This window comes from Micrococcus sp. KRD077, assembly GCF_017168505.1.
Taxonomy (GTDB): domain Bacteria; phylum Actinomycetota; class Actinomycetes; order Actinomycetales; family Micrococcaceae; genus Micrococcus; species Micrococcus luteus.
In genome coordinates this window covers 225073-243800 of sequence record NZ_JABFAZ010000009.1, presented here as the reverse complement: position 1 = coordinate 243800, position 18728 = coordinate 225073, and the positions used below count along the sequence as shown (strand labels likewise).

Here is an 18728-nt window from a genome sequence, read left to right as displayed (position 1 = left end):
CGTGGGGGAAACGCCCGGTTCCATTCCGAACCCGGAAGCTAAGGCCCACAGCGCCGATGGTACTGCAGCCGGGAGGTTGTGGGAGAGTAGGTCGCCGCCGGACATTCTTTGAGGGAGGGCCTCGCACTGTTGGTGCGAGGCCCTTCCCGCATTTCTGGACTGTTTTCCCCGCAAGGACGGTCTGCCACAGGCTCCGGGCACTAGCCTGGTCCCCTGAGGACCCGGCCGCGAGGCCGGCACATGAGGAACAGAGACCGCGTTCCCGCGGACCGTCGCGGCGTGACGCCCAGGAAGGACACCATGGCTGAGGACACCCCCCGAGAGCGCCGCGAGGACCGCGGATCCGAGGGCCGCGGGCCCCGTGGTGGCGGTGATGGCCGGCGTCGTGGTGGAGACCGCGACGGACGTCCTCGCAGCGGTGCCGGTGACCGGCGCCGCTCCGGCGGGCCTCACGAGGACCGGCGGCGCGGCCCGGGCCAGGGGGGCGGACGCCCCGAGCGCCGCGGTGCGCCGACGGGCCCTCGTCGCGAGGACCGCGCCGAACGACCCGCGCACAATCCCGGTGACCTCCGAGCGGCGAATCGTGCGGACCAGGAGCGCTCTCCGGACATCGACCCGGACGTGACGGGCCAGGAGCTCGACCGCGGCACGCTCAAGGAGATCAACGGCCTTGACGAGCGTCCTGCCAGCTGGGTCGCCAAGCATCTCGTGATGGCCGGCCGCTACCTGGACGTCGACCCGGCGCTGGCGTTCCAGCACGCCCTCGCCGCGTCCCGCAAGGGCGGCCGCCTCTCACGCGTGCGCGAGGCAGTCGCGCTCACCGCCTACGCGGCGGGGGAGTACGCCGACGCGCTGCGCGAGTTCCGCACCTACCGGCGTATGACGGGCGATGACACCCACATCGCCGCGCAGGTGGATAGCGAGCGTGCCCTCGGCCGCACGGAGAAGGCCCTGCAGCTGGCCGCCGAGGTGGATGCCTCGCGTCTGGACCGGGCGGCGCGGGCCGAGCTGGCCATGGTCGTCTCCGGCATCCGCGAGGACGCCGGCGACCTCCAGGGCGCCCATGAGGCCCTGCAGATCCCGGAACTGGACCGGCGGCGCGGCTACCCCTTCTCTCCCCGGCTGTTCCAGCGTCAGGCCGACGTGCTGCTCGCCCTGGGGCGCCGCGACGAGGCTCGGCTCTGGGCGCGCGCCGTGCGCGTCGCGGAGAAGGCCCTCGGCGTGGGCGGGTTCGCGGACCCGGAGATCATCGACGTGGACACCGAGCCGGTCGAGGACCCCCGGGACCGCCGCCCGTCCCCCCGCGAACGGCGCCACGAGCGGTCTGCGGCCGAGGCCGGTGCGGAGCCGACGGCGGACGGATCCCCGGCCGAGGAGCCGGAGGCCGCCACGGAGCCGCCGGCCGCCGTCGACGCGCCGGACGAGGTCGACCCGAACCAGCTGTCGCTGTTCGACGCCCTCGAGGCCCCGGAGGCGGACGGTCGGTGAGCGCCACGTTCTTCGACGGTCACGACGGGCTGCTGTGCGACCTGGACGGCGTCGTCTACGCCGGAGGCGGCGCGATCGCCGGGGCGGTCGAGACGCTGTCGACGCTGCAGGAACGGGGCGTGCCGGTCGGGTTCGTGACGAACAACGCCTCCCGCGCGCCGGAGTCCGTGGCCGAGCATCTCCGCACGCTCGGGGTGCCCGCGCAGGCGGGGCAGGTCTTCGGCTCCGCACCGGCGGGCGTCGACCTGCTCGAGGAGACGCTGGGCCGCCGCACCGGTCGGGTGCTCGTGGTCGGCTCGGCGTACCTGCGCGCCGTGGTCGAGGAGCGGGGCTACGAGGTGGTCGCGTCCGCGGCGCAGCGTCCCGACGCGGTGATCCAGGGCTTCGACCCCGGTCTCGGCTGGGCCGATCTGGCGGAGGCCGCGTACGCCGTGCGCGCCGGGGCCACCTGGGTCGCCACCAACCTGGACACCTCGATCCCGCGCGCGGAGGGGATCGCCCCCGGCAACGGGGCCCTCGTCGAGGCGGTGGGCCGGGCCACCGGCACCGCGCCCGTCGCGGCGGGCAAGCCCGAGCCACGACTGTTCCGGACGGCGGCCGACGCCCTCGGCCTGGCCCGTCCCCTCGTGGTCGGCGACCGCCTGGACACGGACATCCGCGGCGGCAACGCGGCGGGGTTCGACACGGTGCTCGTCCTGACCGGCATCGACACGCGCGAGACCGCGGCCGCCGCCCCCGGGCCGGACCGGCCGACGTGGGTCCGTGCGCACCTGCCCGCTCTGCTCGCCGGCGGGGCCGAGGCCTCCGCGGACCCACGGCGTGGCTGAGACCGCACGCGCCGACGTCGCCCTGGCCGCTCGGGGCCTGGCACGCTCCCGCACGGAGGGCGCGGCGCTCATCCGCGCGGGACAGGTGCTCCTCGACGGCCGCCCGGTGCGCCGGCCCGCCGACCGCGTGGCCGCCGACGCCACCCTGCGCCTGCGCGACCCGGGCCCGCGGTACGTCTCCCGTGCGGCCCACAAGCTCGTCAGCGCACTCGAGGCATTCCCGGACGTGGGCGTGGCCGGCCGCCGAGCGCTCGACGCCGGGGCCTCCACCGGCGGATTCACCCAGGTCCTCCTCGAGCGGGGCGCCGAACGGGTGGCCGCCGTCGACGTGGGCCACAACCAGCTGGCCCCGCCCGTCCGGGCCGACCCCCGCGTCCTCGTGCGCGAGGGGCTCAACATCCGCGACCTCACGGCCGAGGACATCGACGGTCCGGTGGACCTGGTGGTCTCCGACCTGTCCTTCATCTCGCTGCGCCTCGTCCTCGCCCCGCTCGCGAGCGTGTGCCGACCCGGCGCGGAGCTGCTGCTCATGGTCAAGCCCCAGTTCGAGGTCGGGCGGCGCGCCCTGCCGCGCTCCGGTGTCGTGACCGATCCCGACGCCCGCCGCCACGCCGTCGTGGGTGTGACCGCGGCCGCGCTGGGCGCCGGCCTCGCACCGCGCGGCCTCGCCCGATCCGGCCTGGCCGGACAGGACGGGAACGCCGAGTTCTTCCTGCGGCTCCGCCGTCCCGACGCCACCGCGGCCGACAACCCGGCAGGCGGGACGAGCCCGGCCCCGCCCGCCGGCGAGCGCGCCGCCGGGTGGGTCCGGGGCGCCCACATCGACTGGTCCTGACCCCCGACCGGGGGACACCGCCCGTCCACGGGCGCGGGGCCACCGGTTCGCGTGTCCGGTCTCGTGGCTATCCTGGAGCGCAGTGCCCGGCACCCCGGCTCGCGGAAGGAACCATGCCCTACACCCCCGGACGTCGCATCCTCGTCCTGACCCACACGGGCCGCGAGGACGCCATCAGCGCGGCGCTGCAGGCCACCCGCATGTTCGCGGAGGAGGGCCTGGTCACCGTCATGCTCGAACAGGACGTGGCCGCCATCCGCGCGGCCGCGGGGGACCCCCCGGAGTTCGCGCCGGAGACCCTCGGGGTCGACTGCGAGCTCGAGGACATCACCCTCGGCCTCGTCCTCGGCGGCGACGGCTCGGTGCTGCGGGCGGCCGACTTCGTCCGCGGCTACAACGTGCCGCTGCTGGCGGTGAACCTGGGCCACGTCGGCTTCCTCGCCGAGTCCGAGCGCACCGACCTGCACCGCACCGTCCAGGCGATCGCCTCGGAGTCCTACGTGGTGATCGAGCGCATGGCCCTGGACGTCGTCGTGCACGTGGAGGGCCGCGAGGTGGCCCGCACGTGGGCCCTCAACGAGGCCTCCGTGGAGAAGTCCCACCGGGAGCGGATGCTCGAGGTGGTCGTCTCCGTGGACAACTCGCCGCTGACGTCCTTCGGCTGCGACGGCGTCGTGCTGGCCACCCCCACCGGCTCCACGGCCTACGCCTTCTCCGCCGGGGGCCCCGTGGTGTGGCCCTCCGTGGAGGCCCTGCTGTGCGTGCCCATCAGCGCCCACGCACTGTTCACCCGCCCCCTCGTGGTGGGTCCGCGCTCCACGATCGGTGTGGACGTGCTCACCCGCACCCGCGAGACCGGTGTGCTGTGGTGTGACGGCCGGCGCACCGTCGAACTGCCACCGCAGGCCCGGGTCGAGGTGTCCCGGTCGGCAGAGCCGGTGCGCCTGGCCCGTCTTAACCCGACTCCCTTCGCGGAACGGCTGGTGCGCAAGTTCCGGCTGCCCACGGACGGCTGGCGCGGCCCCGTCACCGCCCAGGAGCGGGCGGGCGTGCTCCACGAGGTGGAGACCGTCGAGCCGCGGCACGCGGGGCCGCGTCCCGACGTCGTCGAACCGGCCACCATGCCGCTGTCGGTGCCCTCGCCCGCGGACATCCAACGCCACCGCGACCGCGGGGCGCGTCACCCCGGGGAGGACGCATGATCGACCATCTGAGGATCTCGGGGCTCGGCGTGATCGGCGAGGCCACCGTGGACCTGGACCCCGGCTTCACCGTCGTCACCGGTGAGACCGGCGCCGGCAAGACCATGGTGGTCACCGCCCTGGGCCTGCTGCTCGGTGCTCGCGCCGACGCGGGCGCGGTCCGCCGGGGCTCGTCCCGAGCCGTCGTGGACGCCGGCGTGCGCGTGACCGCGGACCACGCGGCCCTCCGCCTGGCTCAGGAGGCCGGCGCGGTCGTGGACGAGGGCGACAACGGCACCCACGACCTGGTCCTCAGCCGCAGCGTCACGGCGTCGGGGGACGGCACACGCTCCCGTGCCACGGCCGGCGGCCGTTCCGTGCCCGTGGGCCTGCTCTCCGAGATCGGGGCCACGCTCGTGGCCGTGCACGGGCAGAACGACCAGGTCCGCCTCCAGGGCGCCGACGCCCAGCGGCACGCCCTCGATGCGTTCGGCGGCGCCGAGCTCGCCGCGGCCCTGCGCGCCTACCGCGCGGACCACGCCGCCTGGACCGCCGCGCGTCGGGAGCGCGAGGAGCTCACCGCCCACCGCCAGGAGCGGGCCCGCGAGGCCGAGGCACTGCAGCGCTCGCTCGAGGAGATCGACCTCGCCGAGCCGCGGGAGGGGGAGGACGAGGAGCTGCGGGCTCTCATCCGTCGGCTCGAGGACGTCGAGGAGCTGCGCGCCGCCTCGGGGGAGGCGCACGCCCGACTGGCCGGCCCCGACGTGGACGCGATGGACGAGACCCCCGGCGCCGTCAGCCTTGTGGAGGCGGCGCGGCAGGCCGTGCTCGCCGCCCCCGGCGACGACCCCGACCTCGCCGCCGCGGCCGCACGCCTGGCCGAGGCCGCCGTCGTGCTCACGGACATCGCCGGCGACCTGGCCCGCTACACCGCCGACCTGGACGCCGACGCGGCCTCCGACCTCGACGCGGCCCAGTCGCGGCTGGCCGAGCTCACGCGACTGCAGCGGCTCTACGGGCCGGAGCTCGCCGACGTGATCGACTGGGCCCGGACCCAGCGTCCGCGCCTGGACGAGCTGCAGGGCGACTCCGGCCGCCTCGAGGAGCTCGAGGCGGAGGTCGACCGGCTCGACGCCGCGCTGCGCGAGCGGGCCGCGACCCTGACCGCCCTGCGCACCGCGGCCGCCGAGCGGCTCGAGACCGCGGTGACCGAGGAGCTGCACGCCCTGTTCATGCCGGACGCCTCGTTCCACGTGGGACTGACGCCGGTCGCCGGGGACGGTCTCGGCCCGTACGGCGCTGAGGACGTCACGCTCGCCCTGCGCCCCCACGCGGGCGTCGAGCCCCGGCCCCTGGGCCGCGGCGCCTCCGGCGGCGAGCTCTCCCGCGTGATGCTCGCCCTCGAGGTGGTCCTGGCCGCCACGGACCCGGTGCCCACCTTCGTGTTCGACGAGGTCGACGCCGGCGTGGGCGGTGAGGCCGCCGTGCGGATCGGGGCCCGCCTGGCCCGGCTCGCCCGCCACGTGCAGGTCATCGCCGTGACCCACCTGCCCCAGGTCGCCGCCTACGCGGACCGGCACGTGCGGGTGGAGAAGAACTCGGACCCGGCCGCGGGTGTGACCACCTCCGACGTCGTGACGCTGACGGCCGACGAACGGGTCGAGGAGCTCGCCCGCATGCTCGCCGGGCACGGGGACTCCGCGGCGGCCCGCGAGCACGCCCGGGAGCTGCTCGAGTCCTCCGCCCGCGAACGCGGCTGACCCGGTCCGCGGACGCCGCCCCGACATGAGAGGATCGCCCCATGCCTGAGATTTCCGCGTCCGCGGGACGCTCGCCCCTGCGCGACCTGCACGTCCCCCGCCCGGTGAAGAAGTCGAAGACCGTCTACGAGGGCCGAGTGTGGGACATCGCCCGGGAGTCGTTCCGCCTGGACCCGGCGGACAAGTCCCGGGAACCGCTGACCCGGGAGCTGATGGTGCACCCGGGCGCCGTGGCGATCCTCGCGGTCCGCACCAAGCTCACCACCACCGGCCCCCGCGAGCAGGTGGCCCTCGTCCGCCAGTACCGCCACCCCGTGGGCATGGAGCTGTGGGAGATCCCGGCGGGCCTGCGGGACGTGGACGGGGAGGACCTCCACCAGGTCGCCGTCCGCGAGCTGGCCGAGGAGGCCGACCTGCGCGCCCGCGAGTGGCACACCCTCGTCGACTACTACACGACCCCGGGCGGCTCCAGCGAGGCGATCCGCGTGTTCCTGGCCCGACAGATCGAAGAGATCCCCGACGGCGAGCGGCACACCCGGCAGGACGAGGAGGCCGCCATGCCGCTCGTGTGGGTCGGCCTCGACGAGGTGACCGACGCCGTCCTGGACGGCCGGGTGCACAACCCGTCCACCGTCGTCGCCGTGCTGGCCCTGGGCGCCCACCGCGCCCAGGGCTGGCGACGCCTGCGTCCCGTGGACGCGCCGTTCGTCCCCGACCGGCAGGCCCCGGGGGCGGACTGGCCCGCGTGAGCGCCGACCCGGCACCCCGGGGGAGCCGTGGGGGCCGGGGCGCGGAGTCCGCCCTCGCGGCCCCGTTCCGCCGCCACCTGGAGCACCTGGCCGTCGAGCGGGGCCTCGCCGCGAACACGCTGGCCGCCTACCGCCGCGACCTTGAGCGCTACCGCCGCTGGCTCGAGGCCCAGGGGGTGCGCGCCCCCGCCGACGTCGACCCGGGCCACGTCTCGGGCTTCCTGCGGGCGCTGGGCACCGGCGAGGACGGCGGGCGGCCCCTCGCGGTCCGCTCGGCGGCCCGCGTGCTCGCGGCCGTGCGCGGCCTGCACCGGTTCTGGGCCCTCGAGGGCCTCACGCCCGCCGACCCCGCCCTCGACGTCCACCCGCCGAAGCCGGGCGCCCGCCTGCCGAAGGCGCTCCCCGTGGAGCAGGTGACGGCGCTGCTGGAGGCCGTGCCCGTCGACACCCCGGCCGGCCTGCGGGACCGCGCGCTGCTCGAGTTCCTCTACGGCACCGGCGCCCGCATCTCCGAGGTGGTCGGCCTCGACGTCGACGACGTGGTGGGGCTCGCGCAGACCGGGGACGACGGCGGCCAGCCTGTGGTCCGCCTGTTCGGCAAGGGGTCCAAGGAGCGCGTGGTGCCGATCGGCTCCTACGCGGCCGCCGCGCTCGACGCGTGGCTGGTGCGGGGACGGCCCACGATCATGGCGGGAGCCGCACGCTCCACGCCCGCCCTGTTCGTCAACGCCTGCGGCGGCCGGCTCTCCCGGCAGTCCGCGTGGGCCGTGCTGAAGCGGGCGGCCGAGCGCGCCGGCCTCGAGGCGGACGTCTCGCCCCACACCCTGCGCCACTGCTTCGCCACGCACCTGCTGGCCGGCGGCGCGGACGTCCGCGTGGTCCAGGAGCTGCTCGGGCACGCGTCCGTGACCACCACGCAGGTGTACACCCTCGTCACCGTGGACTCCCTGCGCGAGGTCTACTCCGCCGCGCATCCGCGCGCGCGCTGAGCCCCGCACCTGATACGCTCAAGATCCGTGGTGAAACGAACTTCTCGTACTCAGACGTCCACGCGCGTCACCCGTCACGTGTTCGTGACCGGCGGTGTCGCCTCCTCCCTCGGCAAGGGGCTCACGGCCTCCTCGCTCGGCCACCTGCTCAAGGCGCGCGGGCTCAGGGTGGTGATGCAGAAGCTCGACCCCTACCTCAACGTGGACCCGGGCACCATGAACCCGTTCCAGCACGGCGAGGTGTTCGTCACCGAGGACGGCGCCGAGACGGACCTGGACATCGGCCACTACGAGCGCTTCCTCGACGAGGACCTCGACGGCCTGGACAACGTGACCACCGGCCAGGTGTACTCCACCGTGATCGCCCGCGAGCGCCGCGGCGAGTACCTCGGGGACACCGTCCAGGTCATCCCGCACATCACCGACGAGATCTGCCGCCGGATGCGCCTGCCCGCGGAGCCCCGCGGCGACCGCCCCGCCCCGGACGTGATCATCACGGAGATCGGCGGCACCGTCGGCGACATCGAGTCGCAGCCCTTCCTCGAGGCCGCCCGCCAGGTCCGCCAGGACGTCGGCCGCGACGACGTCTTCTTCCTGCACGTCTCCCTCGTGCCGTACATCGGCCCCTCGCAGGAGCTCAAGACCAAGCCCACCCAGCACTCCGTGGCCGCCCTGCGCTCGATCGGCATCCAGCCGGACGCGATCGTGCTGCGCTCGGACCGGGCCGTCCCCGACGACGTCCGCGGCAAGATTGCCCGCATGTGCGACGTCCCGCAGGACGCCGTCGTCAACTGCGCCGACGCCCCCTCCATCTACGACATCCCCCGCGTCATCCACGACCAGGGCCTCGACGCCCACGTGGTGCAGTCCCTGGACCTGAAGTTCAAGGACGTGGACTGGACCGCCTGGGACGCGCTCATGGACGCCGTGCACCACCCGGAGCATGAGCTCACCGTGGCGCTCGTGGGCAAGTACGTGGACCTGCCGGACGCCTACCTGTCCGTCACCGAGGCGCTGCGCGCCGGTGGCTTCGCCCACCGGGCCAAGGTGGGCATCCGCTGGGTGGCCGCGGACGAGTGCGCCACCCCCGAGGGCGCGGCGGTGGCGCTCGCGGACGTCGACGCCGTGTGTGTGCCCGGCGGCTTCGGCGTGCGCGGTCTCGAGGGCAAGCTCGGCGCGCTGCGGCACGCCCGCGAGCAGCGGATCCCGACGCTGGGTCTGTGCCTGGGCCTGCAGTCCATGGTCATCGAGTACGCCCGCAACGTCCTCGGCCTGGAGGACGCGGACTCCACCGAGTTCGACCCGGAGACCGCCTCGCCCGTGATCGCCACCATGGCCGAGCAGGAGCAGATCGTGGCCGGCGAGGGGGACCTCGGCGGCACCATGCGCCTGGGCGCCTTCCCCGCGACCCTGCGCCCGGGCTCCGTGGTGGCCGAGGCCTACGGCACCACCGAGGTGACCGAGCGCCACCGCCACCGCTACGAGGTGAACAACGCCTACCGCGACCGCCTCGAGGAGGCCGGTCTCGCGATCTGCGGCACCTCCCCGGACGGCGCCCTCGTGGAGTTCGTGGAGCTGCCCCGGGACGTGCACCCGTACTACGTGTCCACGCAGGCCCACCCGGAGTTCTCCTCCCGGCCGACCCGCCCGCACCCGCTGTTCGCCGGCCTCGTCGCCGCCGGCCTGGCCCGCCGCGCCGACGCGGCGGCCCGGCGCTGAGGGGCCGACGACCGGCCCGACACAGTGGTCACGACACGCCGTCGCCGCGCCCGGCACGCGGCGTGTCGTGACCACTCTGCGAGGGCGTCGCACCGATGACGACACGACGACGGCGGGCCGCCCCACCCGGGGCGACCCGCCGTCGTCGTGCACGCGGCACCGCGCCGCGAGCGAATGGGGCGACGTGTCGGAGGTGATCTGCGTCTACACCTCCGACAAGTCGCCCCGACCGCCCCTCACGAGGCTCAGCCCGCCGGCAGCTCCCGCTGCTCGGGGCCGTCGTAGGCCGAGAGCGGGCGGATCAGCGCGTTCGCGGCGCGCTGCTCCATGATGTGGGCGGTCCAGCCCGTGATGCGCGAGGCGATGAACAGCGGGGTGAACATCTCCGTGTCGAAGCCCATCAGGTGGTAGGTCGGGCCGGCCGGGTAGTCGAGGTTCGGCTTGATCTGCTTGGCCTCGTCCATCGCGGACTGCAGGCCGTCGTACAGCCCGAGCATCTCCTCGCGGCCGTAGTGCTCGATCATCCGGTCCAGCGCGGCCTTCATGGTGGGCACGCGGGAGTCGCCGTTCTTGTAGACGCGGTGGCCGAAGCCCATGACCTTCTTCTTCTGGGCCAGGGCGTCCTCCATCCACGCCTTCGCTCGGGCGGCGGCGTCCTGGCGGGACTCCTCCTTCCGGATGCCGATCTCGTCGAAGGTGTGCATCACGGCCTCGTTGGCGCCGCCGTGCAGGGGGCCCTTGAGCGCGCCGATCGCACCGGTCACGGCCGAGTGCAGGTCGGAGAGCGTCGAGGTGATCACGCGCGCGGTGAAAGTCGAGGCGTTGAACGAGTGCTCTGCGTACAGCACCATCGAGACGCGGAACGCGTCCACGACCTCCGGGGCGGCCTCCTCGCCGAACGTCATCCAGAGGAAGTTCTGCGAGTAGTCCAGGTCCTCGCGCGGCTCCACCACGTCCTGGCCGCGCCGGCGGCGCTGGTCGTAGGCGACGACGGCCGGGAACGCCGCGAACAGGGCCTGGGCCTTCTCCAGCTCGGCCTCGGGGGAGGAGTCCTCCGCCTTCGGGTGGTTCGCGCCGAGCACGGACACGGCGGTGCGTCCGACGTCCATGGGGTGGCAGTCGGTGGGCAGCAGGTCGATGGCCTGCTTCACCTTCGGGTCGAGGGCACGGTGCGCGCGCTCGAAGTGCTCGAACGCGGCCAGCTCCTCGTCCGTGGGCAGCTCGCCCGTCCAGAGCAGCAGCGCGACGGCCTCGAACGAAAGCTGCGCGGCCAGGTCCTGCACGGGATAGCCGCGATACAGCAGGGAGTTCGTCTCCGGGTTGACCTTGGAGATCGCCGTGGTGTCCACGACGACGCCGGCCAGGCCCTTCTTGATCTCGGTCTCGGTCATGGTGTCCCTCCTCGGGGAGTGGGGCCCGCCCGCGCACGGGCGGGCCCGGTGACGGGTCAGAGGTCGGCGTGGTTGGCGCCGATGTCGAGCGTGGGCACGTCGAAGTTGAAGATGCCCGTGTCGAAGGCGTTGTAGCCCTCGTAGTCCACCAGCTCGTAGAGGCGGGCGCGGGTGAGCATCTGCTCCACCTGCGACTGCTGGGTGCCCTCCTCCTTGATGGCGTTGAGCACGCGCTCGGCGGCGCCCATCGCGGAGCGCAGCAGGGTGACCGGGTAGATCACCATCGCGACGCCGGCGTCGGCCAGCTGCCGGCGGGTGAACAGCTCGGACTTGCCGAACTCGGTCATGTTCGCCAGGACCGGGACCCCGAGGGGCTCCAGCTCGCGACACACGGTCTCGAACTCGCCGATGTCCTTCAGGGCCTCCGGGAAGATCGCGTCCGCACCGGCCTCCACGAGCGCCTTCATGCGGGCGATCGCGGCGTCCAGGCCCTCCACGGCACGCAGGTCGGTGCGCGCCATGATGAGGAAGTTCGGGTCCCGGCGGGCGTGGACGGCGGCGGCGATGCGCTTGACCGCGGTGTCGAGCTCCACCATGTTCTTGCCGTCGAGGTGGCCGCACCGCTTGGGGTTGAACTGGTCCTCGATGTGGCAGCCGGCCAGGCCGGCGTTCTCGAACTCCTGCACCGTGCGGGCCACGTTCATCGGCTCGCCGAAGCCGGTGTCCGCGTCGATGAGGCACGGCAGGTCCGTGAGGCGGGCGATCTGCCCGCCGCGCACGGCCACCTCGGTGAGCGTGGTCAGCCCGACGTCGGGCAGGCCCAGCTCGTTCGCGAGCACGCCGCCGGAGATGTAGACACCGGGGAAGCCCTTCTCCTGGATCAGCTTGGCGGACAGCGGCGTGAACGCGCCCGGGAACTGCTGGGCGCCGCCCTGCTTGAGGGTCTCCCGCAGGTCGATCCGCTTCTGTTCGGCCGTCTTCGTCGAGTACAGCATCAGAACAGGCCCTTCGGGGCGGCGGCGAGGTCGGCCTCGGACAGGAACGCCGGGTCTGCCAGGATGTTCAGCTGGTCCAGCTCGCCGGGCTGCAGCTCCGCCACGCGCTCGGCGGCGGCCAGGAAGCGGTCCTGCTCCTCCTTCGAGACGATGCCCTCGGCCAGGGTGCGGAACTTCTGGATGTACTGCTCGCGGGCGAACGGCCGGGCGCCGAGCGGGTGGGCGTCGGCCACGGCGATCTCGTCGGTGATGACGGTGCCGTCCTTGAGGGTGATCTCCACCGCTCCGCCGAACGCCTTCTCCGCGAGGTCCAGCGAGTGGTAGCGGCGGGTCCACTCCGGGTCCTCCACGGTGGTCACCTTGTGCCACAGGGCCACGGTGTCCTCGCGCTGGGCGCGCTCGGGGGCGTAGGAGTCCACGTGGTGCCAGGATCCGTCCTGCAGGGCCACGGTGAAGATGTAGGGGATCGAGTGGTCGAGGGTCTCGCGCGAGGCCGTCGGATCGTACTTCTGCGGGTCGTTGGCGCCCGAGCCGATCACGTAGTGGGTGTGGTGCGAGGTCTTGATCAGCACCGACTCGACGTTCGCCGGGTCGGTGGCCTCCGGGTGCTCCCTGTGGAGCTTGCGGGCCAGGTCGATCCAGGCCTGGGCCTGGTACTCGGCCGAGTGCTCCTTGGTGTACGTGTCCAGGATGCCGCGCTTGGGCTCGCCCTGCTCGGGCAGCGGCACCTCGTAGGAGGCATCCGGGCCGTCCAGCAGCCAGGCGATCACGCCGTCCTCGCCCTCGTAGATCGGGACGGGCGAGGTCTGGCCGCGCATGGCGCGGTCCACGGCCTCGACGGCCATCTTGCCCGCGAACGCCGGGGCGTGGGCCTTCCACGTGGAGATCTCGCCCTTGCGGGACTGTCGGGTGGCGGTGGTGGTGTGCAGGCCCTGGCCGATGGCCTGGAAGATGGTCTCGGTGTCCAGGCCGAGCAGGGTGCCGATGCCGGCGGAGGCGGAGGGGCCGATGTGGGCCACGTGGTCGATCTTGTGGCCGTACAGGTTGATGGACTTCACGAGGTCCACCTGAATCTCGTAGCCGGTGGCGATGCCGCGGATCAGGTCCTTGCCGGAGCGGCCGGCATGCTGGGCGACGGCGAGGATCGGCGGGATGTTGTCGCCCGGGTGGGAGTACTCGGCGGCCAGGAACGTGTCGTGGTAGTCCAGCTCGCGGACGGCCACGCCGTTGGCCCACGCGGCCCACTCGGGGGAGACCTTCTGCTCCACACCGAACACGGAGGCGCCCTCGCCGCCGGTGGAGACCGGGTGGGACAGGGCCTGGGCGCGGGCGGCGACGATCGGGCCGCGCCGGAGCGAGGCGACGGCGACGGAGGCGTTGTCGATGATCCGGTTGATGATCATCTCCTCGACCTCGGGCAGCACCTCGACGTCGTCGACGGCCACCTCGGCCAGCTTCCAGGCCAGCTGGTCCTTGCGCTCGAGGTTCTCCTCGGAGCGGTGGACGCGCACGTGATGGTTCTTCATGGTCGGTCTCCTTCGGTGGGGGTCAGCAGGGTCGGGGTCTCCTCGGCGCGGCCGCGCCGGGTCAGATGGTGGAAGGCGTGGTGCAGGTGGACCCGCGTGGTCGCCTCCGCGAGGTCCGCGGCGCCCGAGCCGACGGCGTCGGCGATGTCCGCGTGCTCCGCGGCGGAGGCCGCGAGGCGGGCCGGGTCGTCGGCGGCCAGTCGGCGCAGGCGCGCCAGGTGCAGGCGCAGGGTGCGCAGGGTGGAGACGAGGTAGGGGTTCGCGGCGGCCTCGTCCAGCCGGCTGTCCAGCTCGGCCGTCATCGCGTAGTAGTCCGCGGGGTCGGTCCCGCCGCGCAGGGCCGCCTCGGCCTCCTGGAAACGGCCCGCGAGGACCGTGAACCGCTCGGCCGCCTCCGGGGTGGCCCGCTGCGCGGCCCGGCGCGCCAGGAGGGACTCGAGGGCGATGCGCAGGTCGAACAGCTGGTCCGCCTGCTCGAGGGACAGGTCGGCGACGACGATGCCCCGGCCCGGTGCCTGCTCGGCCAGGCCGTCGGCCACCAGGCGGGAGAGCGCCTCGCGCAGAGGGGTGCGCGAGATGCCCAGGCGTTCGGCCTGCTCCACCTCGCCCAGGCCCGCGCCCGGAGGGAGGGACCAGTCGAGGATCTCCGCCCTCAGGGCCTGGTACGCCCGCTCACTCGCTCGCATGCCGCCAGTGTATACACAACAGTCCCGCCGAGGGCAGAGACGTGTCCGGTGCGCGCGTCGGACGGCGCCGTCGGAGGGGAGTGTCGTCCGGCGTGAGCGGGCCGGGTGCCGTGCCCCTGGCGGGGGACGCCCGTGCGCCGGCACGCCTCAGTCGCAGCGCGAGAAATGTATACAGATCGCTTGCCCCGTGTGATCCACAGCACTACCCTGGGCGCATGGCGACCCACGATGCCCCCGCCGAAGACCGCCCCTCCGGCGCGTACGCCGACGCCCACGCCCGCTCCCTCCGCGACCCCGAGGGGTTCTGGCTCGACGCGGCGCGCGCCATCGACTGGACCGTCGCGCCCACGCGCGCCCTCGACGACTCCGCCGCGCCTCTGTACCGCTGGTTCCCGGACGGCGAGCTGAACACCGCCTTCAACTGCCTGGACCGGCACGTCGAGGCGGGCCGCGGGGACGCCGTCGCGCTGATCCACGACTCCGCGATGACCGGTGAGGTCACCCGCTACACGTACGCCGAGCTCACGGACGCGGTGGCCCGCCTGGCCGGCGCCCTGGCCGCGCGCGGCGTCGGCAAGGGCGACCGCGTCCTCGTGTACCTGCCGATGATCCCGCAGGCCCCCATCGCGATGCTGGCGTGCGCGCGGCTCGGCGCGGTGCACTCCGTGGTCTTCGGCGGCTTCGCCCCGCGCGAGCTCGCCTCCCGCATCGACGACGCCGCCCCCGACGTCGTGCTCACCTGCTCCGGCGGCATCGAGCCCAAGCGCCGGGTCGAATACCTGCCCGCCGTGGCCGAGGCGCTCGAGACCGCCGCGCACCCCGTGCGCACGGTGCTGGTCCACCACCGCGAGGGCTTCGAGACCGCGCTCGCGGACGCCGACGGACGCGGGGGCGCGAGCTGGGAGGACTGGGGCGAGGCCGTGGCGGCCGCCGAGCCGGCCGACTGCGTCCCGGTGCGGGCCACCGACCCGCTGTACGTGCTCTACACCTCGGGCACCACTGGCAAGCCGAAGGGCGTCGTCCGGGACAACGGGGGCCACGCCGTCGCCCTGCGCTGGACCATGGAGCACATTTACGACGTCGGCCCGGGACAGGCGATGTGCACGGCCTCGGACGTGGGCTGGGTCGTGGGGCACTCCTACATCGTCTACGGCCCGCTGCTGGCCGGGGCCACCACGGTGATGTACGAGGGCAAGCCCGTGGGCACGCCCGACGCCGGCGCGTTCTGGCGGCTCATCGAGGACCACGGTGTGCGCTCCTTCTTCACGGCCCCCACGGCGCTGCGCGCGATCCGCCGCGCCGACCCCGAGGGCGAGCTGCTCAAGGCCCACGACCTGTCCTCCCTGCGGCACTTCTTCGCCGCGGGCGAGCGCCTGGACCCGGAGACGCAGCGGTGGATCGAGGGCCTGCTGGGCATGCCGGTGATCGACCACTGGTGGCAGACCGAGACCGGCTGGGCCATCGCGGCGAATCCGGTGGGCCTGGAGCAGCTGCCGGTGAAGATCGGCTCGTCCTCGGTGCCCTCGCCGGGCGTCGATCTCGTGGTCCTGGACGGCCTGGGGGAGCCCGTGCCCGCCGGGACCGAGGGCAACATCGCCCTGCGGCTGCCGCTGCCCCCGGGCAGCCTGCCCACCCTGTGGCGCGACGACCAGCGCTACATCGACTCCTACCTCAGCGCGTTCCCCGGCCATTACGCGACCGGTGACTCCGGCGTCGTGGACGAGGACGGCTACGTGTTCGTGCTCGGCCGCACCGATGACGTCATCAACGTCTCCGGGCACCGGCTGTCCACGGGCGTCCTCGAGGCCGCCCTGGGCTCCCACCCGGCGGTGGCCGAATGCGCCGTGATCGGCGTCGCGGACCCGCTCAAGGGCCAGCGGCCCTCGGGCTACGTGGTCCTCAAGTCCGGCGTCGAGACGCCCGAGCCCGGCTCCGAGGCCGAGGCCGCGCTCCTGGACGAGCTGCGTCAGGCGGTGCGCCGCGAGGTGGGCCCGGTGGCGGACTTCCGCGACGTCGTCGTGGTGGACGCGCTGCCCAAGACCCGCTCGGGCAAGATCCTGCGCAAGACCATGCGGCAGATGGCCGACGGCGAGGAGTACGCGGTGCCCTCGACCATCGAGGACCCCGCCGTGCTGGAGGCCCTGGCCGGGGTGCTGCGCCCGGCCCGCTGAGCGCCGCTCACGTGCGGCCGGCCCAGCGGTACTCCTGCTCGGGCCGGCCACGGCCGCCGTGCCGGGCCGAGCGCCGCACCCGGCGGATCCGCTCGAGGTGCTCGAGGTAGCGCCGGGCCGTCACGCGGGAGATGCCCAGGCGCTCGCCCACCTCGGCCGCGCTCAGGGCGGTCTCCGGGTCCGCCCCCAGCAGCTCCACCACCTCGCGCAGGGTGCTCTCGGTCAGCCCCTTGGGCAGGGCCTCGGCGCGCCGCTCGCGGGAGACGCGGAAGACGGCGTCCACCTGCTCCTGGCCGTCGAGGGCGCCGTCGCCGGCCAGCATCGCCGAGGCGGCGCGGAACCCGCCCAGCCGATCCGCGAACTCGTCGAAGCCGAACGGCTTCACGAGGTACTGCGTCACCCCGTACGCGACGGCGCGGCGCACCACCGGCAGGTCGGTGGCCGCGGTGAGCGCCAGCACCCCGCCGTGGAAGCCGGCCGCGCGCAGTTGGCGCAGGAAGTCCAGGCCGTGCCCGTCGGGCAGGTTCATGTCCAGCAGGACGACGTCGAACGGGAAGCGCCCGTTGGCGTGCAGGCCCGCCGCGGCGACCTGCCGCGCGGCCAGCAGGGAACCGGCCACCGCGGCCACCTCGAAGCCCGGCAGCCGGTCCAGGTGCGCCACGTAGGTCTCGGCCGTCAGCTGCTCGTCCTCGACGACGAGCACCCGGTACGGGCGGGCGGTCATGTCTCCTCCTGGGGTGTGGGCTCGCGGGGCACCTCGACGGTGAACACGGTGCCGGAGTCGGTCGCGACGTCCACGACCCCGCCGGCCTCCTCCGCGATCCGCCGCGTCAGCCACAGCCCCATGCCGCGTCCGGCGGCGCCGACGGGCTTCGTCGACCAGCCCCGGTCGAAGAGCCGGCGGCGGTCCGCGTCGGAGGGTCCGGGGCCGCCGTCGGCCACCTGCACCACCAGGCCCGTGGCGTCCGAGACCACCTCGACGTCGACCCACCGGTCTACCGCGGACAGGTCCGGTGCGGCGGCCGCGTCGAGGTCGTTGTCCACCAGGTTGCCCAGCACGGTCAGCAGGTCGAGCGGGCGCAGCGGGGCGGGCGCGGTCAGCTCGGCGGACCAGGTCAGCGCCACCCCCCGCTCACGCGCCTGGGCGGCCTTCGCGTCGAGCAGGGCGGCGAGGACGTCGTCGGAGGCCTCCTCGTCCGCGGCGCGGCGGGACAGCACGGCCCGGGCCGCCTCCAGCCGGCCCGACTCCACGAGGGCGAGGGCGGTGTGCAGCTGGTTGGCGTGCTCGTGCGTCTGCGCGCGCAGCGCCGTGGTCAGGGTATGCGCCACGGTGAGCTCGTCGCCGAGCCGCTGCAGGTCGGTGCGGTCGTGCAGGACGAGCACGCGCGATCCCGCCGGGGCGGTGGTCACGCCCTCGCGGGCGGCCGCGGCGAGGGCCGTCGGCGGGACCGACCCGCCGGGGTCGGAACGGCCGGGCGCCCGCACGACACGCTGCTGCACCACGAGGACCCGCCCGCCGACGGCGAGGCTCGCCCGCGCCCTCCCAGCCGAGCAGGCGCGCGGCGGCGTCGTTGTGCAGGCGGACCCGCCCGTCCGGGGCGAGGACCACGACGCCGGCCTCGAGCGAGTCCATGGCCGTCTCCGCCAGCAGGAACTGCTCGGCGATCTGCTCGGGGCCGCGTCCGAGCGTCACCCGGTTCAGATACCGGCCCACGAGCCAGGCGACGAGCAGGCCGACGGCGGCCACGGCGGCCGAGCCCAGCAGGATGCCGGGGATCTGGGCCTGGGCCATGATGGTGACGTCGGAGATCTGCACGCCCATCGTGACCACGCCCAGGACGGTGCCGTCCTCCGGGTCCACGACCGGCGCGAGCGCACGCACCGACCGGCCCGCGGCACCGGTGCTCGAGAGCTCCACGACGGTGTCCCCGGCCACGACGGCGTCCACCGGCCTCGGGTAGCGGACACCGACCTGCTCGGGGCGCCAGCTCGCCAACCGCATCCCGTCCGGGTCCATCACGGTCAGCCACGAGACCTGTGCCTCGGCGATCCAGCCGTCGATCCCGGCCTGCAAGGCGGGGGCGTCGCCGGCCCGCAGGGCCGAGACGAGCGCGGGGTCGCGCGCCACGAGGGTGGTGACGCCCTGGACGTGGCGCTCCTCGACGCGCTGGGCCACCTCGCGGGCCTGGAGGTAGGCGCTCCACACGCTGAACAGGGCGATGGCCGCCACGAGCGCCACGTGGACCACGGCGATCCGCCGGGCGATCGACCACGGGTGGCGCATGCCTCTCCTCCCTCGGGCCGGCGACGCGCCGGTCCACCCCCACGATCCTGCAGTCCGTCGGCCGCCGTGACCACTATGACCGCAATCGTGACCGACACCACCCGGGGCCGCGAGAGTGGTCACATCC

The 18728-nt window shown here is 74.2% G+C and carries 16 protein-coding genes and 1 rRNA gene; 10 read left to right on the top strand and 7 right to left on the bottom strand.

Annotation, left to right across the window (positions count from 1 at the left end; translation table 11 throughout):
• The 9 genes from rrf to J1M39_RS03490 all read left to right on the top strand — a co-directional run.
• Positions 1-103: ribosomal RNA gene (gene rrf, locus J1M39_RS03530) — 5S ribosomal RNA — on the top strand; the annotation flags it as partial.
• A 518-nt stretch (positions 104-621) separates the two neighbouring features.
• The gene (locus J1M39_RS03525; protein WP_230278193.1) at positions 622-1488 is read left to right on the top strand and encodes a hypothetical protein; all 867 of its coding nucleotides are present in this window, start codon (positions 622-624) and stop codon (positions 1486-1488) included.
• Entirely contained in the window at positions 1485-2315 is an 831-nt protein-coding gene (locus J1M39_RS03520) for an HAD-IIA family hydrolase (RefSeq protein WP_206496460.1), read from the top strand. Before J1M39_RS03525 ends, J1M39_RS03520 begins: the two co-directional genes overlap by 4 nt.
• A complete protein-coding gene (locus J1M39_RS03515) occupies positions 2308-3150 on the top strand; it encodes a TlyA family RNA methyltransferase (RefSeq protein ID WP_078025589.1) in 843 nt (280 codons plus the stop codon). Before J1M39_RS03520 ends, J1M39_RS03515 begins: the two co-directional genes overlap by 8 nt.
• Before the next feature lie 113 nt (positions 3151-3263).
• Positions 3264-4352, top strand: coding sequence for an NAD kinase (locus J1M39_RS03510; RefSeq protein WP_078025590.1), 1089 nt, complete (start codon positions 3264-3266; stop codon positions 4350-4352).
• Positions 4349-6091, top strand: a complete 1743-nt coding sequence (gene recN, locus J1M39_RS03505; protein ID WP_078025591.1) for a DNA repair protein RecN — start codon at positions 4349-4351, stop codon at positions 6089-6091. The genes J1M39_RS03510 and recN overlap by 4 nt, the downstream gene beginning before the upstream one ends.
• Before the next feature lie 41 nt (positions 6092-6132).
• Entirely contained in the window at positions 6133-6840 is a 708-nt protein-coding gene (locus tag J1M39_RS03500) for an NUDIX domain-containing protein (RefSeq protein ID WP_036338140.1), read from the top strand.
• Positions 6837-7829, top strand: a complete 993-nt coding sequence (gene xerD / locus J1M39_RS03495; protein WP_233263193.1) for a site-specific tyrosine recombinase XerD — start codon at positions 6837-6839, stop codon at positions 7827-7829. The genes J1M39_RS03500 and xerD overlap by 4 nt, the downstream gene beginning before the upstream one ends.
• A 9-nt stretch (positions 7830-7838) precedes the next feature.
• A complete protein-coding gene (locus tag J1M39_RS03490) occupies positions 7839-9548 on the top strand; it encodes a CTP synthase (RefSeq protein ID WP_078025592.1) in 1710 nt (569 codons plus the stop codon).
• Positions 9549-9793: 245 nt separating this feature from the next.
• Here J1M39_RS03490 and J1M39_RS03485 read toward each other — a convergent pair whose 3' ends face one another.
• Genes J1M39_RS03485 through J1M39_RS03470 form a run of 4 tightly spaced genes read right to left on the bottom strand, consistent with a single transcriptional unit; the run spans position 9794 to position 14146 of the window.
• Positions 9794-10939: a bifunctional 2-methylcitrate synthase/citrate synthase gene (locus J1M39_RS03485; RefSeq protein ID WP_078025593.1), complete on the bottom strand. Its 1146-nt coding sequence runs from the start codon at positions 10937-10939 to the stop codon at positions 9794-9796.
• 56 nt (positions 10940-10995) lie between these two features.
• Positions 10996-11934 (bottom strand): methylisocitrate lyase, encoded by a 939-nt coding sequence (gene prpB / locus J1M39_RS03480; RefSeq protein ID WP_078025594.1) that lies wholly within the window; start codon positions 11932-11934, stop codon positions 10996-10998.
• Positions 11934-13460 (bottom strand): MmgE/PrpD family protein, encoded by a 1527-nt coding sequence (locus J1M39_RS03475; RefSeq protein WP_036383286.1) that lies wholly within the window; start codon positions 13458-13460, stop codon positions 11934-11936. The genes prpB and J1M39_RS03475 overlap by 1 nt, the downstream gene beginning before the upstream one ends.
• Positions 13457-14146, bottom strand: coding sequence for a GntR family transcriptional regulator (locus J1M39_RS03470; RefSeq protein ID WP_020628108.1), 690 nt, complete (start codon positions 14144-14146; stop codon positions 13457-13459). Before J1M39_RS03470 ends, J1M39_RS03475 begins: the two co-directional genes overlap by 4 nt.
• Before the next feature lie 215 nt (positions 14147-14361).
• Here J1M39_RS03470 and J1M39_RS03465 point away from each other — a divergent pair, with 215 nt between their 5' ends.
• The gene (locus J1M39_RS03465) at positions 14362-16317 is read left to right on the top strand and encodes an AMP-binding protein (protein ID WP_078025595.1); all 1956 of its coding nucleotides are present in this window, start codon (positions 14362-14364) and stop codon (positions 16315-16317) included.
• Between the two features lie 7 nt (positions 16318-16324).
• Here the strand turns inward: J1M39_RS03465 and J1M39_RS03460 are convergent, their stop codons facing one another.
• The 3 genes from J1M39_RS03460 to J1M39_RS03455 are packed head-to-tail and all read right to left on the bottom strand — an operon-like array spanning position 16325 to position 18601.
• Positions 16325-17041: a response regulator gene (locus tag J1M39_RS03460; RefSeq protein ID WP_078025596.1), complete on the bottom strand. Its 717-nt coding sequence runs from the start codon at positions 17039-17041 to the stop codon at positions 16325-16327.
• Positions 17038-17535, bottom strand: a complete 498-nt coding sequence (locus tag J1M39_RS12220) for a sensor histidine kinase (protein WP_246836811.1) — start codon at positions 17533-17535, stop codon at positions 17038-17040. Before J1M39_RS12220 ends, J1M39_RS03460 begins: the two co-directional genes overlap by 4 nt.
• Positions 17450-18601, bottom strand: coding sequence for a cache domain-containing protein (locus J1M39_RS03455; protein ID WP_241252081.1), 1152 nt, complete (start codon positions 18599-18601; stop codon positions 17450-17452). Before J1M39_RS03455 ends, J1M39_RS12220 begins: the two co-directional genes overlap by 86 nt.
• Positions 18602-18728: the final 127 nt, after the last annotated feature.

Coding starts and splice junctions, on each gene's coding strand:
- J1M39_RS03510 (WP_078025590.1), top strand. CDS start 3,264: ATGCCCTACACCCCCGGACGTCGCATCCTCGTCCTGACCCACACGGGC.
- recN (WP_078025591.1), top strand. CDS start 4,349: ATGATCGACCATCTGAGGATCTCGGGGCTCGGCGTGATCGGCGAGGCC.
- J1M39_RS03500 (WP_036338140.1), top strand. CDS start 6,133: ATGCCTGAGATTTCCGCGTCCGCGGGACGCTCGCCCCTGCGCGACCTG.
- J1M39_RS03485 (WP_078025593.1), bottom strand. CDS start 10,939: ATGACCGAGACCGAGATCAAGAAGGGCCTGGCCGGCGTCGTCGTGGAC.
- prpB (WP_078025594.1), bottom strand. CDS start 11,934: ATGCTGTACTCGACGAAGACGGCCGAACAGAAGCGGATCGACCTGCGG.
- J1M39_RS03475 (WP_036383286.1), bottom strand. CDS start 13,460: ATGAAGAACCATCACGTGCGCGTCCACCGCTCCGAGGAGAACCTCGAG.
- J1M39_RS03470 (WP_020628108.1), bottom strand. CDS start 14,146: ATGCGAGCGAGTGAGCGGGCGTACCAGGCCCTGAGGGCGGAGATCCTC.
- J1M39_RS03465 (WP_078025595.1), top strand. CDS start 14,362: ATGGCGACCCACGATGCCCCCGCCGAAGACCGCCCCTCCGGCGCGTAC.
- J1M39_RS03460 (WP_078025596.1), bottom strand. CDS start 17,041: ATGACCGCCCGCCCGTACCGGGTGCTCGTCGTCGAGGACGAGCAGCTG.
- J1M39_RS03455 (WP_241252081.1), bottom strand. CDS start 18,601: ATGCGCCACCCGTGGTCGATCGCCCGGCGGATCGCCGTGGTCCACGTG.